The 17,504-nt window shown below is 56.8% G+C and carries 13 protein-coding genes and 1 pseudogene; all 14 read right to left on the bottom strand.

The annotated features are described in order from the left end of the window. Positions 1 to 14: 14 nt before the first annotated feature. The 14 genes and pseudogenes from SP68_RS09865 to SP68_RS09800 all read right to left on the bottom strand — a co-directional run bounded on the left by SP68_RS09865 (position 15) and on the right by SP68_RS09800 (position 17,359). Positions 15 to 344: a DUF1869 domain-containing protein gene (locus tag SP68_RS09865; protein ID WP_008804379.1), complete on the bottom strand. Its 330-nt coding sequence runs from the start codon at positions 342 to 344 to the stop codon at positions 15 to 17. 83 nt (positions 345 to 427) lie between these two features. Then, a complete protein-coding gene (locus SP68_RS09860) occupies positions 428 to 1,342 on the bottom strand; it encodes a sugar ABC transporter substrate-binding protein (RefSeq protein ID WP_012541334.1) in 915 nt (304 codons plus the stop codon). A 131-nt stretch (positions 1,343 to 1,473) separates the two neighbouring features. After that, positions 1,474 to 2,876 (bottom strand): annotated as a pseudogene (locus SP68_RS09855) (VasL domain-containing protein). A gap of 19 nt (positions 2,877 to 2,895) precedes the next feature. Continuing rightward, positions 2,896 to 3,339 (bottom strand): type VI secretion system baseplate subunit TssE, encoded by a 444-nt coding sequence (tssE, locus tag SP68_RS09850; protein ID WP_022066213.1) that lies wholly within the window; start codon positions 3,337 to 3,339, stop codon positions 2,896 to 2,898. A gap of 2 nt (positions 3,340 to 3,341) precedes the next feature. Next, the gene (gene tssJ / locus SP68_RS09845) at positions 3,342 to 3,878 is read right to left on the bottom strand and encodes a type VI secretion system lipoprotein TssJ (protein WP_016161331.1); all 537 of its coding nucleotides are present in this window, start codon (positions 3,876 to 3,878) and stop codon (positions 3,342 to 3,344) included. After that, positions 3,859 to 4,875, bottom strand: coding sequence for a type VI secretion system baseplate subunit TssG (gene tssG / locus SP68_RS09840; protein WP_162499954.1), 1,017 nt, complete (start codon positions 4,873 to 4,875; stop codon positions 3,859 to 3,861). Before tssG ends, tssJ begins: the two co-directional genes overlap by 20 nt. A gap of 29 nt (positions 4,876 to 4,904) precedes the next feature. Continuing rightward, positions 4,905 to 6,668: a type VI secretion system baseplate subunit TssF gene (gene tssF / locus SP68_RS09835; protein WP_040968633.1), complete on the bottom strand. Its 1,764-nt coding sequence runs from the start codon at positions 6,666 to 6,668 to the stop codon at positions 4,905 to 4,907. A gap of 134 nt (positions 6,669 to 6,802) precedes the next feature. Continuing rightward, on the bottom strand, positions 6,803 to 10,198 hold the full coding sequence (locus SP68_RS09830; RefSeq protein WP_040968634.1) for an ImcF-related family protein: 3,396 nt from the start codon (positions 10,196 to 10,198) through the stop codon (positions 6,803 to 6,805). Positions 10,199 to 10,303: 105 nt separating this feature from the next. Continuing rightward, a complete protein-coding gene (locus SP68_RS09825) occupies positions 10,304 to 11,449 on the bottom strand; it encodes a hypothetical protein (RefSeq protein WP_040968635.1) in 1,146 nt (381 codons plus the stop codon). Positions 11,450 to 11,568: 119 nt separating this feature from the next. Further along, positions 11,569 to 11,832 carry a PAAR domain-containing protein gene (locus SP68_RS26340; RefSeq protein WP_016532068.1) on the bottom strand — a complete coding sequence of 88 codons (264 nt, stop codon included), beginning with the start codon at positions 11,830 to 11,832 and terminating at the stop codon, positions 11,569 to 11,571. Between the two features lie 90 nt (positions 11,833 to 11,922). Continuing rightward, the gene (locus SP68_RS09815; protein WP_040968637.1) at positions 11,923 to 12,900 is read right to left on the bottom strand and encodes an SEL1-like repeat protein; all 978 of its coding nucleotides are present in this window, start codon (positions 12,898 to 12,900) and stop codon (positions 11,923 to 11,925) included. Between the two features lie 214 nt (positions 12,901 to 13,114). Further along, the gene (locus SP68_RS09810; RefSeq protein WP_040968638.1) at positions 13,115 to 14,179 is read right to left on the bottom strand and encodes an SEL1-like repeat protein; all 1,065 of its coding nucleotides are present in this window, start codon (positions 14,177 to 14,179) and stop codon (positions 13,115 to 13,117) included. A gap of 37 nt (positions 14,180 to 14,216) precedes the next feature. Continuing rightward, a complete protein-coding gene (locus SP68_RS09805) occupies positions 14,217 to 15,413 on the bottom strand; it encodes an SEL1-like repeat protein (protein ID WP_223168558.1) in 1,197 nt (398 codons plus the stop codon). A 74-nt stretch (positions 15,414 to 15,487) separates the two neighbouring features. Next, a complete protein-coding gene (locus tag SP68_RS09800; RefSeq protein WP_040968640.1) occupies positions 15,488 to 17,359 on the bottom strand; it encodes a phospholipase D-like domain-containing protein in 1,872 nt (623 codons plus the stop codon). Positions 17,360 to 17,504: the final 145 nt, after the last annotated feature.

The raw sequence follows: 17,504 nt of genomic DNA, 5'->3' as shown, positions 1-17,504 counted from the left end.
ACCCGGACGACACGCTACTCCACAATATGGGTCTCTTCAGCCGCCTCATAGCCATCAACGATCTGCACAATTTTCTTTAATTCGCCCTCGATGAAAGCCGGGGTGGCGCTTTCCCCTGAGGCCGGGTGATGAAGCTCCACCGAGATGCCGCTGGCGGCATTGGTCAGTGACAGGCTGATCTCCTGCTGGCTCGCTGCGGACGATGGTCGCCCGATTTGCTGCACGATGGCCGCCGCCGCCGCGCGCGTATCAACGTCTGCGAGATGCCCCCACCTCATTTCAACATGTCCCTGCTGCCCTGCCTTTATCACCTGCAGCGTATAGCCGCTTCTTGCCGTTGCCATGTCTTTTCCTCCGGTTTCGTTGCCCGGGCGTCACATTATCAGCCCGGTTCTATCAGCAAAGTTCGTTCACTTGCGCCTTGCCGTTAATGACTCTTTTCCACATAGGTCTGCATGTTTTCTTTGGTCACTAACTCAAACGGGATCCAGACATGAGACTCGACCTTTTCTCCTTTAATCAGCTTCAGCGCTACCGCTAAGGCCGTTTTGCCCTGACCGACGGCGTCCTGGAAGACCGTCACCTGGATCTTATCGCTGGCCAGGGCTTTCAGCCCGTCCGGCGTGGCGTCGATCCCACCGATCAACAGCTTCTTCTGGCTCTTCTCCAGCGCCATCGCCGCGCCAATCGCCATCTCGTCGTTGTTCGCCGCCACAATATCAATCGCTTCCCCGTTGCCTGTCCAGTTCTGCATCAGATCCATTCCCTCGCTGCGGGAATAGTTGGCCGGCTGTTTCTGCACCACTTTCATTGCCGGATATTTGGCCACCACCTGCTCGACGTCTTTGGTGCGCTGCAGCGCGCCGGCGTCAGTGAGATTGCCGATCATGATGGCGACATTGCCTTTGTAGTTCGCCAGCTTCGCCAGCGCCTCCATCTGCAATGTGCCGGACTCCCGCTCGTCCGAACCGACAAACACCACGCCAGGCGGTAACGTTTTATCCCCCGGCGTCCGGTTCACATACACCAGCGGCATTTTGGCCTGCTGTGCCATCTTCGTCAGCTGCGGGGTGCTGGCGGAGTCCACCGGGTCGACGATGATCGCGTCCACGCCGGAGGCGATAAAGCTCTGCACCTGATCGGCCTGACGTCCGGTGTCGCCGCGGGCGTCTTCAAACTGCACGTCGACGTGGCGGGCTTGAGCTTCTTTCTCAATGGACTGGCGGATAATGGTGAGAAAGTTTTGATCGAAGTAGGCCATTGAGACGCCGATCTTCTCCGCCAAAGCCGAGGCGGAACAGGCCAGTAACCCCACTAACAGGATGATTTTACAGTGCTTCATAGCATGCCCTCAGAGGTCGAAATGAAATTTTCAATATAAACACAAATGGTATATTTAAATCATTTTCAGACTACGAAGGGCGTTCGGTTCTTGCAATAAGGATGTAAAGAAAATGTTGCCATGCGCACACTTTATTTCACCGCCTCACTCACCGAGGGCTTACCGGTAGGGGGATCTCAGCGGGCGGCGACTGCTTTCGCTTCAGCAGGGCATACTCCACGATCAGTTGTTGCAGATGCAGCTCCGCGAGGCTTCCCCGGGCGGCAGGCCAGGGTTGCTCAACGGGAAGCACGGCCAGCTGGCGTAGCTCCTCCTCCAGCGGAACGGCGCGGTTAAACGACTGCATGATGGCAAACACTGCGGTTTTCAGTTCGCTCACCGTGATGTATCTCCCCTTCTGCTCGTCGAGGGCATTGAGCTGGCCGGCGAGCCGCTGCAGCTGCTGCATTCCCTCGGACCAGCCGGTGAGGTTTTCCGCGGGCAGTGCGGCAGCGCTCAACTGCTGCCGCCACTGCTGCGCCAGCGGTTGTGCTTGATCCGGCCAGCGACTCAGGGCCTGCCGGACCAGCTGGTCGCCGTAGCTTACCGCCCAGTCCGGCGCCAGGCGGGCGAGCTCGCCAAGCTGGCGCTGCGTCTGAGGCAGATCCACCGGCATCAGGGGAGATGCCCCCGGCAGGCCCGGTATCACATTTTGGGTCACCGAAATGGGCGGTAAATCGAACTGACGCAACGCCAGCCATCCACCGACGGCGATGCCCGTCACCGCCAGCATGGTGACCATCCCGGCGACAAACGGCTTCCAGCGCGGCGCGGGTGCCGGAGAAGACGCCACCACTGGCGCGGGCCGCTTTGCAGGTAAAGGCGGCGCAAGCGGCTCAGCCTTTGGTCTACGTTTTAGTTCTGGCACTGGTTCAACCTTCGCCGCATCCTCTTCGCTGACCAGAGCGCCGGGAAGTTCCGCGTCAGACACCGCCACCGGCGGCGCGGTGGGGAGTGCTGGCGCAGGGTCGAGATTCTCGAAGCGGCTTACCGTGCTGTGCAACAGCGCCCGCAGGTCGCTCAGCGAGTTTTCAGGCGCGATCTCAAGGCGCTGGAGCACTGCGTCGAAGCTTTGCAGCGAACGTTCAGCCTGACCAAGCGACTCGAGATCCGCCGGGGCGAGACTGAGAGTGCGGAGCACCTGCCGCAGCCGCTTGCTCAGGGTGCGGAAGATCTCTGTCCGGGCCGGGAGCGCCTGCGGCCACAGGTTTTTCCCCTGGTGGGCCAGCAGCGACTCCATTAGCGACAGCCCCTCGTGGATCCCTGCCAGCCCGCCCAGCCTGGCGCGGGCCAGCGTATACCAGGCGACAGTCTGCAGATCCGCGCCGTGATGCTCCAGCAGCGAGCGGGCAAGCTGCTCGGCATACGGCCAGTTAATATCCGGCCGCGCCGGGTGGCTGAGCTTGTTCATTTCCGCACGCAGGGCAATAAAATCAGCCAGCGTGCGCGGGTCGCCACCGGTTTTATAGTGGCGTTCGTCGTGTGTTGTCATCATGATGTCTTTCAGCGAGAGATTAGAGGGCGGAGCGGGCGTCAAGATACTGCTGGCGTTTGAGGTGGCGGATCAACACCCTGCCCTCGGGCATAAACTCTGTGCCGTAACGCACCAGGCCAATATTTTTCAGCTCCGCATCAATGGCATAGCGCAGTTCGCCGGGCGCATGCTGATCGAGCATCACCACCGCGATCCGCTGCAGGCGCGGTTCGTACTTCAGCAATACCGCCGACAACGTGCTCATCAGCTGATGCGCCGACGCCGGCATCCCCTGGAGGATAGCGGTCATATCCGGCAGGCCATAATCCGGCAGATGCGCCAGCGTTCCGGCCCGACAGTTAAGGATGCGCTGCATGTTATCGAGCACCGACAGGATGACCTGATCCGTTTCGCTGACAGTATTCAGGTCAAGCCCGCCGGCGAAATTGCCGTACAGGATGTCATACAGGGAGGGACGAGGCATTTTCACTTCTCCTTAAGCGGGTGCAGCGTCAGTTGATTTTGGCTGGCTTCGATAATGCGCGGCCTCGCCGGGTCAAGATCGTCCCGGGTGAGTACCAGCCGCCAGCTGTTTTGCGTCAGGTCTGGATCGATAAACATGGCCGCCACCGCCACAAACTGCGCGCTGGTTTCCATAGGCATATCGACGGTCACCGATTCGCCCGGACGCAGGCGAACATCTTTTTCCGCCACCCGGTCCGCCTGCAGCGCCTGGCCATCGCCAGCAAACAGCGACGGGTAGTCAGTATTGTCGAACGCCTGCCGGTCCTTAAGCTGGTAAATACGCACTACCGTCGCCAGGGAGGCGCCTTTGGCGTTGTTATTCACCCCTTCCCGGGCGCGAAGATCCAGATGAAGCGTTTTCACCTGGGGGTAAAAAATGGACTGGGTCACGGAAACGGCGCCGTCTTTCACGGTCTGCGTCAGGCCGCAGCCGGTTAAGACGGTAACCATAAGGAATGCCAGCAACCTGGCGGAGGGTTTAACTGCGGTAATCGCCATCTTCATCGCTCTCCCTGCGGTGGATATTTTCCCGGACGCGCTGATAGCGCCCCAGATAAATCGTGATCCTGTCGTCAGCCTGTTTTTGCGCATCCAGCGGACGCAGCACAGCGGTACGGCCAAGCTGGACGGCATGCGCCTGCTGGCAGCAAAGTTGCGCATCCGGCAGTAAATGGCGGGCGACGCAAAGCTGCAGCCGCACGTCGAGATGAGATCCGAGCCAGACGTGCAGGAGCGCCATCAGGTCGCTGAACAGTTCGCCGCCGGGCAGCCAGCCGCGGACCTCATCAGGCTTTTCCGTCGCCAGCTGCAGCAACACCTGACCGTTCACATCCGTGGCGTGAGTTCCCATCACTGGCCTATGTTGCAGGCTAACCGGCTGGCGGACGCTCATCGTTAACGGCTGCGACAAGGGGATCCGGCAGGGATCGTGGTGGTACACCGTCGCCCGGGTCCCCGGGGCCAGGAGCGCCACCAGCGCCTCCATGCCTTCCCCGGATCTCCCCGGCAGCATCATCACCGGCAGCAGCGCCAGAAATCGCGACAGCGGCGCTGCGGCAACGGCGGCACATCCCGGTATGCCCAGCCCCGCCAGGCCCAGCAGATACTGCGAGGTGTTGTCCGTGCCACCCGCCCGAAAGGTTGCCGGGTAGGAATATTTGCGCCAGATACGGTAATACTGGGCGATCAGCCGATGGTTAAAGATATCGAGAAAATCCTCGGTCGCCTCGACGCCTTCCCGCCGTTGCGCAATGTCATCGCTATAGTGGGTCGGCAGCGGGGATTCCACGCCGTAGAGCCCCATAAAAGCAACGCGCACCGCCGGCGGTCGGGGCGGTTCAGGATCGTCCATTCCACGGATTTCGCCGGCCGGGAAACCCATCCCCGGATGCGGGCGAAAGCGTATGGGCTCATCACCCAACTGCCAGTCGCTGCCGATGACCGGCGCCTTCGGCTGGATCTTCTCCAGCAACTGGCAGAAGCGGTAAAAATTCATGTATGGCAACTGAGGCCGGAGCTGATCCATCAGCCGGGCAGCCGCAGACTGTGATTCTCTTTCCACCGGATACATTTTCCTTCAGGTTGAACAATGAGCGTTAGCTGGTTGAACTGATTCATATCGGCATACAGCGCGAAAAAGCGGTTGAGCATGTCGCCAAACAGGTGGACATCGCCCGCGCCGGTAAATCCGCTACCGTCGAGCGTCACTTCGATATCCAGCCCGCGCAGCAGGAATCCCTGTTCGAAACGCTGAATTCGGTGATGGCTGACCGCCAGAATAGCGTCCAGACGACGGTTATTGAGCTCATCCTCCCGCCAGTTGTAGAGCGACAGCGTACCGCGCAGTACCTCGGCGCTGCTCATCATATTGAGAAAACGGGTGCCCAGATGGCTCATGACCCGCCAGTGGTAGCGGTCTTCCGCCGGGGGATATACCGGCAATGTGGGCTTACAGAGATTGCGGACGGTAAGCGGCGTGGCTGATATCGACTCACAGCGATCCAGCAGCGTGCTCTGTAGCGCCCGGCGCGGCAGCTGGCCGTTAGTGCCGGTGATGCGCAAGGAGACCGTTTCCCGTGCCAGCGCCCGGTCAGCCTCCCATTGCTGTCCGCCGAGGATAAGCCAGGTATCGTGCATGCCGGTGACGCCCCGTTTGACGCGGGTGTGGTAGTAGCGCTCCGGCGCATGGCGACGCATCATTCCCCCCTGGTGACGAAAGCGGGTGAAAGGCACATAGCGCGCCTCCCCGGTGCGCCCGGAGCCGGTCACGCTGTCGACAGAATAGATTTCGGTATGCCCGTCCTGCAGGCGCTTCGGACGCAGGAGGTATTCGCTCTCCAGCCCGCTGATGGTCAACGGATCGGCCTCGAGGGTAAACAGGTTAATCACCGGCACACAGTGCAGGCGCAGGCTGCTTGCGCTGACGGGTAAATCGCTTTGCCAGACCTCGCTGAACACCACCTCAAGCGTGAAATGCGATATCCCCGCCGGCAGGGTGATGTTTTCCAGGCCATTTAGCTGCACGAACATAAATTTTTCGCGAAAGGTGAAATACTCGAGCAGCAACTGATAGCCGCTGAAAGCGCTCTCCCCCTTCGGCCATAAACGATCCTCCTCGCTGAATCCCCCCGGGGAAAAATAGCCGTCGAGGCTTACCCGCTCTGTCTGACCCGGCAGGCGCAGGTACAGCGCGACCTGGCGTCGGGTCAGCCACAGATGGAGGGCGCTGCCGGTAACGGCGTCTTCCCCCAGGTACAGCGCCATGCGGCGGAGATCGGTCTGCGACCAGTCAGCCAGCTCGCTACAGGCGAATCGTAGTCGCAGGGCCGAACGCCCGTCCGGCTCCGCCGTCATCACCGCCTCCTCTATCGCCAGCGGGTTAAGCGTCAGATCGCGGGTGGTTCGGTACCGGCACACGGTATTTTTCGGCCCCAGTGGGCGGGAGCTAATCTCAAACCCGGCGGGCACCGTTTCCGCCATCTTCATCGCCGGCAGCGTTGGGGTCAGCGCCACGATCGATAACGACGGAATGGTGCGCAAATAGTGCGGCCACAGCATGCTGACCAGCCCCTCGGTCAGCTCCGGCAGATCATCATCAATTTTTTCGCGCAAGCGACCTACGGAAAAGGCAAAGCCTTCAAACAGGCGCTCAACGTAAGGGTCCGGCGTACCGGCTTTATCGAGATCCAGCATCGCCGCCCGATCGGGGTGAGCCTGCGCGAACGCTTTTGCCGCCTCGCGCAGGTAGCGCATTTCAGCGTCAAAATATCGCAGGGTTAAATCGTCCATTATGAATATTCCATTATTCGTCTACAGGGAGACACGCAGCATGGCTGCGCGGTCAGATTAGTTGGCCGCCGGGCGGCCATGAGCAGAGGAGGCCCGGCGTCGCAGGTCAACGCCAATCAGTGAGGGAGGCGGTTTCAGTATCCCTCTTCGCCGGGTATATCGTCGGTCAGCGGAACACGCTCAGCAGGCGCGCGCACGCTGAATATCGTCTCCGGTAGCGTAAAGTTTCGCAGGGCCAACAGCGCCAGCGGTCCTTCCCCCGCCTCGGTACGCAGCGTGTAGTTCAGCAACAGACCATCCGGCGCTTTCCAGCTCAGGCTCCAACTGCTGCTCGTTCCGGGATAAGCGCTGACCACCGCCTTATCCAGCAGGCGGATCCAGCCCCAGGCGCCCGGGAAATCGCCATACTGGCGGGTGCCCGCCCGGGTACTGATCCAGCTCAGACTAGCGCCAGGCGCTTCGGTGTCGGCGGGCCAGCTGAACCGCCGCCAGGCCGGCATCTGGTTCATATAGACAAGTTTCTGACTGTCGATGACCAGCTCCGTCTGCATCACGCCGTCCGCCGTGCCGGGGCGTAGCGCAAAATGTAGTCCCGCTTCGCCGTTGGCGAACGCGACGTCGGAGAGATGGCTCAGGGTATTCATCGCCTGCAGAAAGGCCGGGTTAAACGTCAGCCCCTGGGCATTGATACTGTCCGCCACCCAACGACTCCCCTCTTTATGCAGCACGCCGTTCAGCCGGGTCTGCAGAAAGCGGGCGATGCGCCCGGTCTCGCTATTGAGATATTTTGCCAGCAGCGGCAGAGAGACTTCACTGCTGGTATTTTTAAAGGGGTAGCGACCGCCAAAAGCGCTATTCCAGTCCTCCACCACCGCACTGCGCCACTGGGCGTTGAGACTTTCCGCCGCCGGGGTCAATACCTGCTGCCAGGCCTGCTCCATCGGGTGAACAAACAGCGTCTGCCCAAATCCACTCCACTCCTGGCCCAGCCCCGCCGCCACCAGGCTGCCGTAGTCGCGCGTTTCGGTTAAATCCACGGCCTTGCCCTGGAATACCGTCTGCGCAAGCAGGCGGGTCATCGCTTGCGGGTCGGTGGCGTTGGTGACCTGCTGCAGGCGCAGACGCACCTGGGTGACGCGGGTCAGGAAGGTCTGCAGGCTAAGACGGCTGGTGGGCGTCCCGCCGTCGCGATTGTCCAGCAGCGCCAGTACGGGCCCGAAGGTGGCATCCAGAGGACCGCGCGCGCCGGACCGTTGATCGATGACGGGCGAGTTATCACGGTTAAACAGCTGCCTGGCCGATTTGACCAGCGAATCGGCGATGGCTTCCCCGGTCTGGCCGGTTCGCCCCTGCACGCTAAGGGTGTTCATCAGCGCCACCAGCGGCGACTGGCGCACATCGGCCATCAGGGTCAGCTGGTCAATGGCATCAGAGAGGGTCGCCGCGCGCTGCCAGCGCAGACTGTTGAGAAAATCCAGCCAGGCGCCGCTGAAATCAGCGAAATAACGCTCCACCAGCCGGGCTCGCAGAGCTTCCGGCGACGCCGACTGCGCGGCAGGTTGCTTCGTGTCGCTCAGCACCCAGTCCATTTCATCGCGGCGCTCCGCGACCACTTTCTCAATGGCCGGCTGCACGGCCTGCTCCCAGGCCTGACGGGTAAACATTCCCGGCACCACCTCATCAGTGCTGAACAGACGCGAAGCATCGGTGTCCGCAGTCATATCCGCCAGGCGCATATCGGCATACTGATTCGCCACCTGCGCGAGCATCTTCTGATAAAGCGTGGACTCACTGTTGCGCTGGCCCATCTGTCGAATTAACCGTGTGCGCACCTGGCTGACCAGACCGTCATCGACAGGCAGACACCACTGCGGATGCGACGCCAGACTGGCGGCATAAAATGCCAGCAGCGACGTCCCGCCGCCCTGCCAGACGGCGTCGGTGATGCCTGAGCGCTGCGACCAGTCCTGCATTAGCGTGGTAGCGAACCACGCAGCATCCATTCTCTCCGGGCGGGCCAGCATCAGGTACAGTTTCAACTGGTCGTAAGCGGTCTTCGTCATCTTCTCACGCAGTGGGCTGTCCGGCGGCAGCTGCACGAAGGCGGTGAGCTGCTCTTCCAGATGATGCGCCGCCGCATCGCGCAGCAGCGGCTGCGCCCTCTCTCCGTAGCGCGGGAACAGCGCCGCCAGCAGGTCATCATTCTGACTGAGGCCAGCGCGGAAGTACCACGGCGCGCCGTGCTGTGAGCGGTATTCCAGTTGAGAAAGCGTTTTCTGTAACGCGGAGAGCGCATGCAGGCGTACGGCCAGCGGCTGTTTCTCCGCTGAGGCCTGCTGCACCTGCTGCTGTGCGGTCGCCACCAGCTCGCGGTTGGCGATAAAAGAGACTGTCATTGAGGCGGCCCAGAGTAACATCAGGGCGGCAGCGGAGGCAGAGACAGCTCTTCGCCAGGGAAAGCCGATCTTTCGTGCTTTTAAGCCGGATGCCCTGAGAGATTCCAGTAGCACGTCCCAGCGTTTATCGTGGCGCCAATGATGCTTCAGGCTGTGCGACGCCTGCGGCGATGACGGGCTGAACACAACGCCGGCTAACGGTAACGCACGATGAGGTTCCAGAAACGTCGACAGGGGAACACTAATCCGCTCCGGCTGCCGCGTGAGTTGGTCCGCCAGGCCCAGAAGAAAATGATGCTGCGGGTTACCCGCGACCTGTTGTACTCCACTCTCTAACAGTCTTGAAGGCAACGCCGACAGTAACTGGCGCATCTGCGACGACTGACAGTCTGGCGGGAAGAGACTGCCGACAGATTGCACGATGCGCCCGGCTTGGTCATCCGCCTGGGGATGCAGCGACCAGACGTACAGTGGTACAGCCCACCCTAGCAGTGAGAAACGTTCAGCCAGATCATGGGCAATGTTATCCATATCCTCCATGGACAACAAAGCGGGGTATGCGTGCTGATTGGCTGCGGGCAGATGATCAAACGCAGAAGTGACCCACACCAGCCCATTCACAGGGGGGCGAAAGCGTTTACGCAAAGCAAAAAGCCAGTCATTATCCGACGCGCTCTGGGGTTCCCCACCCCAAAGCAATAATGTGTCTCCATTCTCCTGCCAGTACTGGCTACTCAGTCCCGGCGCAAGGCGTTCAACATCCGCCACGCTTCCCGTGAGCATCAGAATGGTCATTTTGCCAGCCCCAAAGCGACCATACTGGCGACGCAATGTCTGCCTCATCTCAATAACAGCGCGATGACTCGGGGAAGCCGGCTTCAGATGCTGACCACTTGTCAATGGCGCCCCCTGCCCCTTCAGATGGCGGCCGAGTATGAACTGCACAATACGGCCGCCATAACGAAAAAGCAGAATAAGGATCCCTAAGCCCAGGCAGAAATAGAGTTTCGTTTGCAGCGTATTCAATCCAATCTTGTCGCCATAGTGATATATCCCCCACAACATTGCGCCAGCTATCAGCATCAGCACCCCAAAACGGCTACCTAAGCGCAATATGCTATCCGTTGCATTCATCCTTATTTCCTGCAGTAAGAAGATTCGAGAAAGATTCAGACCCACCACAAGGGGCTGATATGACCGTCTGATGAGATAGTGTGTAGTCACGAGGCTTGCCGCCTCTCAGGCAGCGCGAACGGGCCTGGCCTGGTGAAGCTCTGATGATAGTGGTAATGGGGTGATCACCGTGGCCCATAATGGTTGGTCGGCAAAACCGTCGCCACTCACAATGAGTTGAGATTTATCGTCACCGCACCGCACGATTGCTCCAGCGATCGCGACCCAGGGTGCTGCGACGCCTGGATAACCCAGGCTACTGTCCAGGTTGTAGAAATCACGACCGATATTGATCGGGCTCGACAACGCGATCAATCCCGTTGCGATGGGCTGATGATAGTTCATCTTGATACCCACCAACCAACCGGCAGGCACGGCCTCCGCGGGTAACGCGGCCCAGTCAAACGCGCGCGCAAAGGCATAATGAAACGCCTCGTGGCTTATCCCCTTCACCTGCTCTGGTCGGTGGAGACGCGCCAGTGGCATGAGATCCGCCGCGAACTGAGGGCTGGCAAGCAACAGGCTAACCACCGTTTCTGCCGTCCCCTCAACCTGCTTGGGAGCAACCTGTAGTGCCACAATCAGCATCAGGGATGGCTCAGTCATCGGCTGATCCAGCCAGTGGTCTATCATCTGCAGCCCTTTGCCTTCCAGATACGTCACCGGTTGCCGGATGTGACTGCTCGCCAAACACTGACGCCAGATCGACTGTATCTCGCTGACGGACAGACTGCTGTCGCTCTCTATGATTAATGACAGCGGTATCTCTGCAGGAACAGATGCCAGTACAGAAGTCAGCTCATTCAACGTATTGCTCATGATGCGCCTAACCAACTGTTCGGGCGTTTCGTCGCCGATACGTATCAGCCGACTATGTCGTATACCTTCGTCACTCCACCAGGAAGGCTGCGTTTTTAAAGCAGGAGTATTGTTTCGTAACGCCTCTCGCTGCCCCTTACCATCTCGATCATCCGGGAGACGTAATGCGGTGTGTAAGCTCACGCCCAGGATTGCCAGGTGGCGCCGCCCTCTCTGGATTTCACGACTCAAAATCTGTTCACGATCGTTATCCCAGCCATCAGCCATTGACTGTAACCCTTTATACCAGGCGATACGCAACGCCAGCAGAATAAGCCAGAGTAATGCCGGTAATATCAACGCCGTTTGCCAAAAATCCGCGGTGTGTATTTGGAGTTTATCTGTATTGCTCATAATGGCCCAGCAGGTGCCTGCTGCCAGCCAACACAGCAAAAACAGCAACCAAACCCACCATACCGGTGCTCGAGGCCGTTGAGCAGGCGGGGGAATACGTTTTAAATCGACAGGCATCGTTAGCGCACCCTGGCTTGTGGCAGGCTCGACAGCAATATGCAACCACAAGCACAACGGTGGCCATGGAACGCAACCGGTATACCATGATCGCTAAAAGTGGGGTGTCCTTCGGCAATCACCGTCGGACCATGGCCTTTGATCGGACAACTGACGGGATCGCCCAGCCGCGCCACGCCGATACCACCAAATTTCATATTACTGGAACCACGGAGCACTTTCCCGCCCCCGGTATGCGTATCGCCTGTACGGATAATTCCTTTCATAACTTTATTTTACCTTGCTGCATTTAAGGAAAATAAATAGCTGCAATCATTAGCGAAATTATTTGCGCAGCCATTTCCTGAGTTTCAGAGTTACAACATGCGAGAAAATTTTTCCAGCTTAAGCAGACTTAAAAGTTCGGAATCGTTTAGATGGAAAATCAGTTCATCCGGCAGACGACGATAGAAATCTGGCAATTCAGTCAATTGATAGAAGAAATTATTATCATTGAATTCTTTAATCCTTGTGAGTTCGGGCATCAACTCCATCATCGACACATCCGCAGAATAACCATGCCGAACTTTAGCGAGATTACTCATTTTTTTGATGCAGCCTTCACATCCTTCGTTAATGCCTTTCTCCCACAAACGATAGGCATCTACTCTCCTGCCTTCCATATCGGCAAGCAAGCCAAGATGATCATAAGCCTCTGCATAACCTTGCCCTACCGCACATTCCAGTAACTGCTTACCTAATGGGTGCAGTTCCTGAACCCTGACAACAATAGTTCCCCCTACTGCTGACATGGCCTGTGGACTACCACGCTTGATGGCTTCAGCATACAAGTAGTACATTGTTTCATAATCGCGACCAAACAAATACGACGCATATTTATAGGCAGCAATAGGGATGCCCTGAGAAACGAGTTCGTGGAGTTTGGTGGAAGCAACCTCTATCGGAGTCTCCGCACTCGGATATTTTATTGCCCAGACACTATTTACATATGCGGCCTTCCAGCTTCCAGCTTTTATTGCTGTTGCAAGCAGCCCTTCACGTTTTTGCTTATGTTCAGGACTGTTCCAGAAACCCTTTATTTGATCTCCCTCAGAAGTATGCTGAACCAGTTCACTGAACGCCTTTGCAGCAATCTTATTTTCTTTAGGTGTAAATCCAGACGCGTTATGACAGACAAAGTTCATATTCTGAAAATACTTCATCAACCCCGGATCAGGATTTATTTGCCCAGCCGAATCCACCCACTTCGGCGAATGATTAAAATCTTCTAAATTAGACTGCCCCGTTGCTATTCCTGAGAAGAAAATAAAAAAGCCGATTAAAAATTTACGCATATGATTTTTCCTTAAACTTATAGGTATTAATGCCAGCGATAACTCGCCGTAAGAGGAGATTTATGCCTCGCCAGCCAGTCGCCAGAACACCAGCCTCTCTCCCCGCAGCCATTTCTCGCCAAGCGAGCAGGAGCGCAGGCGGACAAGATTTATCTTCTCCACCGGTATGATGTCTCCCTCGCGGAAGAAACGGATGGCACGTTCGTTCAGCCCTTCACGGGGCCGCCATGCTGTCCTTCTCAAAGTCCGGTGACGTCGGCAGCGGCCTGCCCGTCGCCGGGTTCAGCTGTTTCGCTTTCGCCAGTTTCTCTATCAGCGCCGCGCTGGGTTCTGGCGGCGGGATATTGGCCTCCCGTTCTTCCAGCCACTTCAGCTTGCCGTCCCACTCCGGCAGCGGGGCCGGCGGCAGCGGCGCGATATCGTTGATTTCCGGGACGACAGGCTGGGCCCATGAGTATTTCGCCAGGACCTTGACTATCTGCTCATAACGACGGGCACGCTCGGGATCCTTTTCCAATGCCAGATAGAACAGCCTGTCCGTTGGTTCAGGTCCGGAAAATCCGTGCATCAGGAAACCGGCTGAGGTTGAATCTCCTGCTGCAACGCCCAGTTGGAAAACCTCAACTGCCTCCGGATATTTTTTGTAAATTGCAAGCATATTTCCTAACGAATTAGCTGCTTTCCCTTCCCCCTGTTCAGCGGCACATTGAAACATCTGCATGGCCACTTGTGGTGCCATTTTGGCCGGAAACAGTTTTTCACCAACATAAGCCTGGGCCTGGGGATTCCCTTCATCTGCCGCCTTACGATAGTAGCGCAGCGCCATCTCTGGATCCTTCGCCAGTCCTGCCGCACCGTGCTCCAGGAAAATGGCAATAAAGTAGTAGCCGGCGGCAACCTTCGCATCAATCAGTTGTTGGCTCAGACGCAAAAGTTCAGTGCTGCTCAGCGAAAAACGCCCGCGCAGCGCACCATTCTGCAGATTAATACTGGCTTTATAATGACCGTTCTCTGCCGCTATCCGGTACAGACGGGAAATTTCCGCATCCACTGTTTTATCCCGGTTAATCAGATTATTTTTTTGCAGCCAGCGGGCATATTTAAACAGGACATCGGTATCAGCAGACGCCTCAGGAATAATCTGGTGTTTACAGGTAAACGCCAGACGGGCATTAATATCAGTCAGCGGGTTCACCGGCACATCCTTGTGGATGCTTTTCTGGTCGCAGCCCGACAGCAGCAGGCTGCCCAGCACTATCCATGTCGTTATCCCTTTCATTCCCTGACGCTCTCCTTTTCCTTTTCATCTGCAGAGCTTATGCCTCGCCGACCCGGCGCCACACCGTCTCCTGCTCCTCCACGACCAGTCTGTCGCGCAGCGGCCAGGGACGCGGGCGAACGAAGGTCACCTTTTCCACCGGCATCATGTCTCCCTCGCGGAAATAACGGATGGCATGTTCGCTCATCCCCTCACGGGGCCGCCACGCCGGCTGCCAGTAGCCGCTTTGCGGGCAGGGTTCACCGCTGCGGCACTGCAGCCGCGCCACGCTGTCCTTCTCAAAGTCCGGTGACGTCGGCAGCGGTCTGCCCGTTGCCGGGTTCAGCTGTTTCTCTTTCGCCAGTTTCTCTATCAGCGCTGCGCTGGGCTTCGGCGGCGGCACATTCGCCTCGCGCTCTTCCAGCCATTTCAGCTTACCGTTCCACTCCGGCAGCGGGGCCGGCGGCAGCGGCACGATATCGTTGATTTCCGGGACGACAGGCTGGGCCCATGAGTATTTCGCCAGCACAGCGCCTATCTGTTCATAACGACGGGCACGCTCCGGGTCTTTCTCCAGTGCCAGATAGTACAGCCTGTCGGTCGGTGCCGGGCCTGCAAATCCTTTTTCCAATGCATAGGAAGATGTTTCATCACCAGCAGCGACTCCTAACTGAAAGGCTTCTACAGCTTCCTGATATTTCTGATCAATTGTTAGCATAATTCCTAACGAATTAGCCGCTTTTCCCTCGCCTTGTAGGGCAGCGCATCGAAACATCTGCATGGCTACCTGAGGAGCTCTTTTGGCCGGAAATAGTTTTTCGCCTAAAAAAGCCTGCGCCTGGGGATTCCCTTCATCTGCCGCCTTACGATAGTAACGCAGCGCCATCTCCGGGTCCTGCGCCAGTCCTGCCGCACCGTGCTCCAGATAGATGGCAATAAAGTAGTAGCCGGCGGCCACCTTCGCATCAATCAGTTGCTGGCTCAGGCGCAGACGTTCAGGACTGCTCAGCGCAAAACGCCCGCGCAGCGCGCCATTCTGCAGATTAATACTGGCTTTATAATGACCGTTTTCCGCCGCTATCCGGTACAGACGGGCAATTTCCGCATCCACCGTTTTATCCCGGTTAACCAGATTATTTTTTTGCAGCCAGCGGGCATATTTAAACAGGACATCGGTATCCACAGACGCCTCAGGAATAATCTGGTATTTGCAGGTAAACGCCAGGCGGGTATTGATATCGGTTAGCGGGTTCATCGGCGCGTCCTTGTGGGTATTGTTCTGGTCACAGGCGGTCAGTAACAGATAACATACAATTAAAAGTCTTTTCATCAGTCCAGATCGCTCAGTGTTGATTTGTTGTACAGAAACTTAATCAGTGGAGCTTCAGGTCTGTCTTTTCCTGTACCCTGTAGTTTTTCATTGGTGTTAATAAGATATCCCCAGGCCTTAAAAGCATCCTTCGCCTCATCCTGCCCCCCTCGTCCGTTAGTATGCATATTCCATAACCGCCGTCGTAAATCCCGCGTCACGCTGGCCCATTCATGGGCAATATTCATTTCACTGTCCACCTGCATACTGCGCGTGTTGATATTCGCTGAACCGTGGGTGGTAAATACATCATTCACAATCATCAGCTTCGAGTGAATATACACCGGCATCCATTCCTCCGGTGGTGAGTCCGGAGCCACCAGCGAGCAGATATGAACCTTCAGTCCGGGGCGTTCCTCCGGCAGGATTTCACTGCTCTGAATTTCATCGGCCTTCTTTTTAAAATCAGCAATTTTCTCACTCATCTCGCGATTACGTTTATTGGTATCTCCGGGGTCGATATAACCAACAGAACCACCGAACATTGCGTTGCTAAGTTGTCCGATCTTACGCAGTTTAGTCACTTCAGGGATAATGTTTGCCCGACCCAGCACCTCAAGCATCCGCTGGGTATTCACCGTACCCGCCCCAATGCCTTCATCGGTTACGTTAGTCACAACAAACAAATGCAGTTCGCGTCCCACTTTACTCTGTCTTTCCGCAACCTGATTAATTAACTCTGCCAGCGGCGGCCAGCGAAAATACTGATTTTCAATATAGATAAACTGCGTCGCATTATTTACGGCCTGCAGATAAAGCGTTTCAATATCATGCTTTCCTGCCTGCGCCTGAGTGCGCAACAGTTGCGCCATCACCGGCGTACCGTGTACCGCACGCAGTTTCAGCTTTTTCGCGATGGACACGCTATCACGAATAGTCAGCAGATCCTGACCGGTTTCCTTCTCCCACGCCATGGCAAAATTATGATGCAGATGCTCCAGAATCGGGCCGGTTACCCGACTGGAGATATCCTGCCGCGGCAGCTTACCGTTAGCGCCTAAGCGGGGATCCATATTATTGCCCGGGCGAAACAGTGCAGAATGTTTATCCGTATCCCAGTACTCATCAAGCATGTTGTGACCCATAACAAAACCAACCGCAGACTCCGGCAGTTCGTAGTCAACCAGCACCGTTTTTTGATGATGGGTCACGGTACCCGCAAGAGTAAGCATCGTGTCAGGGCTGATATCCGGATCAAGCGCCATATTCGCAGCGCGATAGGCAATTTCAGCTCTCTCCAGGAAATTAAACCCGCGCCCGACAAACAAAGGAGAAAGTGAGCTTAATTTTTCTTGTCGTTGCGCTATGGGTGCGGCAGCAATTTCCGCTATCCCGGCCTGTCCCTTTTTTAACTGATGATCGGACCATTCGCCTGACAGAGAATACTGACGGAACCATTGTCGGTCATAGGCATAACGTTCATCCGTAGTACTCTGGCCTTTCCGGTCCTTATAACGAATGACTCCCTTACCCGGTAAATTGGCCTCTCCTCCTCCACCTGCGGCATTACAGGGCATTTCCCAGCCCAGAATACGCACCTGGACTTTTTTTGTTTCTGCAATCTTGCAAAGTAATTCGCCGATACACAGCGACTGACCATCACGGATAAAGTACATCGAAGGCTGAAATCCCCAGCAAATAATATCCACCGTTTTCTGTGCATTCATGATGGCATGATAAACGGCAGCAAACGCTTCTTCCCCGTTTACCAGCGGCTTATAGGTCGCCGGCATCGGTGAGTATTCTGTATTCTGCACAAACCAGGGAGAGGTGATCATACATTGGCGGGTGTCAACCGTGGCAATCGGGGTAATAATGTCTTCCTGAGTCATTATATTTCATCCTTTTAAGTGAGACTTTTGCCATTCAGCGAGGAAATTACCGTACGTGGCAGTCTCCTTATTTTTATCTTTCCGTTATAAGTTTTGGTTTCAGCGTGTTTATTGCAGGACTTTCTTTCTGTTTGTGATGGTTCAG

This window comes from Klebsiella variicola (genome assembly GCF_000828055.2).
Taxonomy (GTDB): Bacteria; Pseudomonadota; Gammaproteobacteria; order Enterobacterales; family Enterobacteriaceae; genus Klebsiella; species Klebsiella variicola.
This window is presented reverse-complemented; position numbering and strand designations above follow the sequence as displayed.

Coding starts and splice junctions, on each gene's coding strand:
- SP68_RS09865 (WP_008804379.1), bottom strand. CDS start 344: ATGGCAACGGCAAGAAGCGGCTATACGCTGCAGGTGATAAAGGCAGGG.
- SP68_RS09860 (WP_012541334.1), bottom strand. CDS start 1,342: ATGAAGCACTGTAAAATCATCCTGTTAGTGGGGTTACTGGCCTGTTCC.
- tssE (WP_022066213.1), bottom strand. CDS start 3,339: ATGCCTCGTCCCTCCCTGTATGACATCCTGTACGGCAATTTCGCCGGC.
- tssJ (WP_016161331.1), bottom strand. CDS start 3,878: ATGGCGATTACCGCAGTTAAACCCTCCGCCAGGTTGCTGGCATTCCTT.
- tssG (WP_162499954.1), bottom strand. CDS start 4,875: ATGAATTTTTACCGCTTCTGCCAGTTGCTGGAGAAGATCCAGCCGAAG.
- tssF (WP_040968633.1), bottom strand. CDS start 6,668: ATGGACGATTTAACCCTGCGATATTTTGACGCTGAAATGCGCTACCTG.
- SP68_RS09830 (WP_040968634.1), bottom strand. CDS start 10,198: ATGAATGCAACGGATAGCATATTGCGCTTAGGTAGCCGTTTTGGGGTG.
- SP68_RS09825 (WP_040968635.1), bottom strand. CDS start 11,449: ATGAGCAATACAGATAAACTCCAAATACACACCGCGGATTTTTGGCAA.
- SP68_RS26340 (WP_016532068.1), bottom strand. CDS start 11,832: ATGAAAGGAATTATCCGTACAGGCGATACGCATACCGGGGGCGGGAAA.
- SP68_RS09815 (WP_040968637.1), bottom strand. CDS start 12,900: ATGCGTAAATTTTTAATCGGCTTTTTTATTTTCTTCTCAGGAATAGCA.
- SP68_RS09810 (WP_040968638.1), bottom strand. CDS start 14,179: ATGAAAGGGATAACGACATGGATAGTGCTGGGCAGCCTGCTGCTGTCG.
- SP68_RS09805 (WP_223168558.1), bottom strand. CDS start 15,413: ATGAACCCGCTAACCGATATCAATACCCGCCTGGCGTTTACCTGCAAA.
- SP68_RS09800 (WP_040968640.1), bottom strand. CDS start 17,359: ATGACTCAGGAAGACATTATTACCCCGATTGCCACGGTTGACACCCGC.